At 55.2% G+C, this 5,371-nt stretch carries 7 protein-coding genes; 5 read left to right on the top strand and 2 right to left on the bottom strand.

Going from position 1 to position 5,371, the window contains the following annotated elements; all coding sequences use genetic code 11:
* Positions 1-76: 76 nt before the first annotated feature.
* Positions 77-403, bottom strand: coding sequence for a hypothetical protein (locus tag PFRI_RS03550; RefSeq protein ID WP_139292085.1), 327 nt, complete (start codon positions 401-403; stop codon positions 77-79).
* Positions 404-483: 80 nt separating this feature from the next.
* Here PFRI_RS03550 and PFRI_RS03545 point away from each other — a divergent pair, with 80 nt between their 5' ends.
* The 4 genes from PFRI_RS03545 to PFRI_RS03530 are packed head-to-tail and all read left to right on the top strand — an operon-like array spanning position 484 to position 4,774.
* Positions 484-1,458 carry a VOC family protein gene (locus PFRI_RS03545; RefSeq protein WP_072629368.1) on the top strand — a complete coding sequence of 325 codons (975 nt, stop codon included), beginning with the start codon at positions 484-486 and terminating at the stop codon, positions 1,456-1,458.
* Positions 1,459-1,460: 2 nt separating this feature from the next.
* Complete coding sequence (mhpA, locus tag PFRI_RS03540; protein WP_245812244.1) at positions 1,461-2,969, top strand: bifunctional 3-(3-hydroxy-phenyl)propionate/3-hydroxycinnamic acid hydroxylase MhpA; 1,509 nt, start codon at positions 1,461-1,463, stop codon at positions 2,967-2,969.
* Complete coding sequence (locus PFRI_RS03535) at positions 2,966-3,946, top strand: fumarylacetoacetate hydrolase family protein (RefSeq protein ID WP_072629366.1); 981 nt, start codon at positions 2,966-2,968, stop codon at positions 3,944-3,946. Before mhpA ends, PFRI_RS03535 begins: the two co-directional genes overlap by 4 nt.
* A gap of 36 nt (positions 3,947-3,982) precedes the next feature.
* Entirely contained in the window at positions 3,983-4,774 is a 792-nt protein-coding gene (locus PFRI_RS03530; protein WP_072629365.1) for a DNA-binding transcriptional regulator, read from the top strand.
* Between the two features lie 60 nt (positions 4,775-4,834).
* Here PFRI_RS03530 and PFRI_RS21070 read toward each other — a convergent pair whose 3' ends face one another.
* Complete coding sequence (locus PFRI_RS21070; RefSeq protein WP_139292084.1) at positions 4,835-5,053, bottom strand: hypothetical protein; 219 nt, start codon at positions 5,051-5,053, stop codon at positions 4,835-4,837.
* 75 nt (positions 5,054-5,128) lie between these two features.
* Here PFRI_RS21070 and PFRI_RS03525 point away from each other — a divergent pair.
* The coding region (locus PFRI_RS03525; protein ID WP_139292083.1) for a hypothetical protein at positions 5,129-5,371 on the top strand (243 nt) is incomplete at its 3' end.

Raw genomic sequence — 5,371 nt, 5'->3', positions numbered from 1 at the left:
AGCAACCGCCCAAAACCTCCGGAAACTCGCTAAGCTCAAGCCGATGGGACCAGCCGCAGGGTGAAAGGCAGGGTGGTTACGACCAGCCAAATGAAATCAACGTAATCACCAGCATCAATGGGCCAAAAACAACGAGTTTTTCAACACAATCAGCCCACAGCAGAAGTGACAAATCTTGCTGCGTGTGATCGTAGCGCAGGAACCTGCTGCGCCGCAGCAAAATCGCTGTTGCATGGAAGAGCCGAAGCGGCCATTCAGAGGTCTCGTTTGCAACCTGAAGCTCTCTGAGCCGCGGTAGAAATTCATCCATTCCGGGCATTTTTTGCTCCGGCGACCCGCAAGCGTCTTGGGTGCATCTTTTAGGCAGCACACCAAATATGTTTTGGCAGATCAAGTTGTCCACGTGGCGGACACTCTGAGTGCAAATGGTTCCTACACTCGTGGCCTCTTACTAGTTTGCGGCATGGATACGGAGGAGCTGAAATGCCGATACAATCGCTTGGATATCTTGGTGTGCGGTCCGACCGGACGGAAGAATGGAAGCACTTCGCGGGCAAAGTGCTTGCCATGCAATTGGATGATTGCGGCGGGCGTCAGTTGTCTTTCCGGATGGATGATCTTGTACAGCGCTTGGTTGTCTCGGACGAACCGGGAGAAACATTAGCCTTCATCGGCTGGGAAGTGTTGGACAAATCCGATCTGCAGGATTTTGCAGCCCGATTGGATAACGCAGGGCACAAAGTGATGTTTGGCGACCAAGGTCTGGCCGACCGTCGCTTTGTCGAAGATCTGATTGTGACCCATGATCCCGCCGGAAACAGGATTGAATTGGTCTGGAATTCACATAAGTCAAAAGACCCATTCATACCGGGACGCCCCATTGATGGGTTTAAGACCGGTGCTCTTGGCATGGGACATGCGGTTCTGCACGTGCCCGATGCGACTGCGCTCTTGCCATTTTACTGTGATGTACTTGGCTTTGCGGTCAGCGATTATGGTCTGAAACCCGTCCCGTTGTACTTTTTCCACGTCAACGGGCGTCACCACAGCTTTGCCATCGTGGGTTCGGGAAAGTCGGGGTTCCATCACTTTATGGTGGAGTACCAAAATCTTGATGACGTGGGGCAAGGATATGATCTGGCGGGGCAGCAAAAAGATGGCATCGCCTATACTTTGGGTCGCCACACCAATGATCATATGACAAGTTTTTACGCAAACACCCCATCCGGATTTTTTGTCGAAAATGGCTGGGGCGGGCGGATGATTGATCCCGCAACGTGGGAGCCGCATGAGACGACGGCCGGACCCAGCTTTTGGGGCCATGACCGGCTATACCTGCCTGTGGAAGATCGAAAACCTTTTGTCGATATGCGTCTCAAGGCGGCTGCGGACGGGCTGCGCGCGCCGCCAGTTGTTGATTGCCCGTGGCTTTATGAGTTGCGCGGACAGGAGAGATGACGGTGGACACATTTGACGTTGATGTCGCCATCGTGGGCTATGGCCCGACGGGCGCGACGCTGGCCAATTTGCTGGCCAAGTGCGGGGTGCGCGTTGCAGTGGTTGAGCGCGAAGCCGCGATGTATCATCTGCCGCGTGCTGTGCATTTTGATGGTGAGACGATGCGGGTTTTTCAGACCGTCGGCATTGCCGATCAGCTAAGTAAAAAAGTGCGGGTCAATCCGGGGATGCGATTTGTCGACCCCGACAGGAACTTGCTTTTGGATTGGCCGCGCCCGCAGGACATCGGACCGCAAGGGTGGCACGCCAGCTATCGATTGCACCAACCTGATCTGGAACATCTGCTACGCGAAAGACTTGCAGGCAATTCTAGCGCTGTAGTGCTGAACAACAGTGAAGTTATAAGTGTCGAAGAAAACGGTAAAGGGGTAACGCTACTCACCCGCAACACAGAAGATCGCCATCAGACACAGATCAAGGCACAGTTTGTGGTCGGTTGTGATGGTGCGCGTTCCATTGTACGCAAAATGATCGGATCGGGAATGGACGATCTGGGCTTTGAAGAGCGCTGGCTGGTGATTGACGTCTTGTTGAAGCGGGACCGCCCTGATTTGGGGGATCATTCCGTGCAATTCTGCGACCCCATCCGGCCAATGACCTATTGCCGTAGTCCGGGTGTTCGGCGGCGCTGGGAAATCACGGTGTTGGATGGTGAAACGGATACAGAGGTTACCCAAGAAAAGCGCATCTGGGAATTTCTGGCACATTGGATTGGCCCTGACGACGCCGTGTTGGAGCGCAGTGCCGTCTATACTTTCAAGTCGGCAGTGGCACAGAAATGGCGCAAGGGACGGCTGATGATTGCAGGCGACGCGGCGCATCTGACGCCGCCGTTTATGGGGCAAGGCATGTGCGCAGGTATTCGTGACGCGGCCAATCTGGCATGGAAACTTGCGCTATGTGTGAAAGGTAGCGCCCATGAGCGCCTCTTGGACAGTTATCAGGAGGAACGCGGCCCAAATGTGCGTCAATTCATCGAAACGGCGATGCGCTTGGGCGGTTTGATTAACAATGCTGATCCCAAGACGGCCTTGACGCAGGCCCAGACTGACCAATCCGGCACGACGCGCATGACCTCTATCGCCCCCCCTCTTGGGGAGAGTGATCTGGCAGGGCTGATACGCCGCAACGCGCCACATGTCGGACAATTATTCGATCAACCGACGCTTTCGAATGGACAACGTTTGGATGATGTTGCGCGTTATGCACCGGTGCTGATCCTGCGGCATCCTTTGCCAGACCATATCGCCACTCATTTCCCGGTGATTGATGCCGATGAGCATCCAAATATTGGACGCGTGCTTGACGCCATTGGCGCAAACGCCGCCTTGATACGCCCGGACAAATACATCGCTGCGAGCGCTGAGACTGACGTCGACATTGCGACGCTTGCTGCAATGACCTTGCCTTCCCCCTTGTTGAGACATGAAGAGAGAGAATCTGCACTATGAAACTTGCCTCCTTGAAATCCGGCGGCCGCGATGGCGCGCTAGTTGTTGTGTCGCGCGACCTGTCATGTGTGGCCGACGCCACCGGTATTACGCCAACCTTACGTGACGCGATTGAGAACTGGCAGCAGGTTGCGCCCACATTGCAGGAACTTGCGAACAAGATCGAAACCGGTGACGTGCAAACCATGCCTTATAGCCCGGCAAAGCTGGCCTCTCCCTTGCCCCGTGCGTTTCAATGGGCCGATGGCAGCGCTTATCTTAGCCACATGCGTTTGGTGCGCAAGGCGCGCGGCGTTGAGATGCCTGCGAACTCGGAAACCGATCCGATGTTGTATCAGGGCGGCAGTGACGGCTTTATTGGCCCTGTTGATCCGATCCCTTGTCTGGATACAGATTGGGGGTTAGATTTTGAGGGCGAAATCGCTGTGGTCACCGATGACGTACCGATGGGGTGCACGCCCGAGCAGGCCAAATCGCATATCAAACTGATCATGCTCTGCAACGACATCAGCCTACGCCACGTCATGCGCCCTGAGCTGGTCAAGGGTTTTGGCTTCTTCCAGTCCAAGCCCGCCAGCGCGTTCTCTCCGGTATGTGTCACACCAGACGAATTGGGCGATGCCTGGACCGGCGGACGCGTTAATCTGCCGTTGCTCACAGTGTATAATGGCGAAGAATATGGCAGGGTCCACGCAGGCAAAGACCTTACTTTTGAATTCCCCGATCTGATCGCGCATGCTGCCCGTACGCGGGATTTGTCAGCAGGAACGATCATTGGCTCTGGCACAGTCAGCAATGAAAACCACGATGAAGTTGGCTCCAACTGCCTCGCAGAAAAACGCATGATTGAGACCATTCGCACCGGCGAAGCCACCACGCGCTTTATGGAACCAGGCGACACTATCCGGTTCGAAATGTTGGGTGAAGATAGCCAAAGCATCTTTGGCGCTATTGATCAGACTGTGGTTGCTGGTTGAGATTGCACTTTGGGGCAGTCATAGTATGAGGCATGAATGGCACCAAACTCTGAAAACGTGCGGGCCCTCTCTCGGGGGCTGAAGATACTCAGGTTCCTTAACAAGACCGGAGCTGCACGCGCGGCTGAAATCGCCACAGAACTCGATCTGCCGCGTCCCACGGTCTATCGCTTGCTGCATACGTTGGAGGAAGAGGGATATGTTCTCTATTCCGGCAGCGATTCCCGTGTGCGCTTGTCCCCATTGGCGGCCTCATTAGGGGACAACGCCCCGATGCGGTCACGGCTCTGTCAGACGGCGGTGCCCATTCTGGCAAAATTCACGGATACCCATGCTTGGCCTCTCGATCTGTCCACCTACGAAGACGCGCATATGGTTATTCAGGAAACGACCCATAGCCGCAGCCCGCTGTCTGTAGATCCCGGGATGGTCGGGTTTTCGTTGCCAATTCTGCGTTCTTCGGCGGGGCGGGCTTATCTGTCGGTTTGCAGTGCGCGAGAGCGTGAGATGATCATCGAATTGCTGCGCGCGGAGGCCGCTGTCGAAGACTTGCCATTCTTGCAATCTGACTGGCTGGACAAAAACCTGACAGCTTACTTCAAACAGGGCTACGCCACACGCGGCCCGCGTTCGTTTCGGCCAAAGACCTCCAGTCTTGCGGTGCCGGTTCTTGCAGATGACCGTGCAATTGGTTGCTTGTCGATAATCTGGGTCACCAAAGCCATGACCATGGATCAAGCCATCGCAAGATACGCCATTGCATTGCAAGAAACCTCAGCAGAGATCGCAGCCGGGTTCAGCCACCTCAATGCCGCCGCTTTGTCCTGACGGTGATGTCCACTAGGCGGACAACTTCCCACATCACGCTTCCGGCAGCGTGCTGGAAAGTTAAGCATTATGAAAATTAAGGGAGGAAATCGTACTATGAAACACGCACTGATCACAGGAATTGCCGCCGTCGTCTGCTTCGCGATAGTTGAGTATTCCGGCAGCGAATATGCGGTTCGAACTTGACTGTTCCGGCGGGAACGGACGGCCGGTCTTGGGCAATTCGCCGCGCTGCCGAAATTCCTTTGCCGCTCGCGCGGGCAGTTTTTGCTCCTGCATGCGCTGCACCCGTATAGATCCGAATTGTCCCGCGTCTTACCAGTAGGTGCGGGGTGCGGCGAAAGGTAGGGTTGAATGGCCGCTTCCACGACGCTGGTTGCACCGCAGCAAAAATCTTGCTGCAACAGCGAGGAGATGCTGCGTGAGCAATATCTGCACGTGCATCAGGCCGCTCTGTCCCCGCACCTTACCAGTTCGAACGCGCCGCAGCGAATGGCAGCAAGAGCAAATTTGCGTCTAAGGCTGTGGGTCTGCTTTGGGCTGATTGTGTTGAAAAACTATTCCTTGATCGTAACAGTCTCTGCTGATTCAATCTGT

The organism is Planktotalea frisia (assembly GCF_001890925.1).
Lineage (GTDB): Bacteria > Pseudomonadota > Alphaproteobacteria > Rhodobacterales > Rhodobacteraceae > Planktotalea > Planktotalea frisia.
This window is presented reverse-complemented; position numbering and strand designations above follow the sequence as displayed.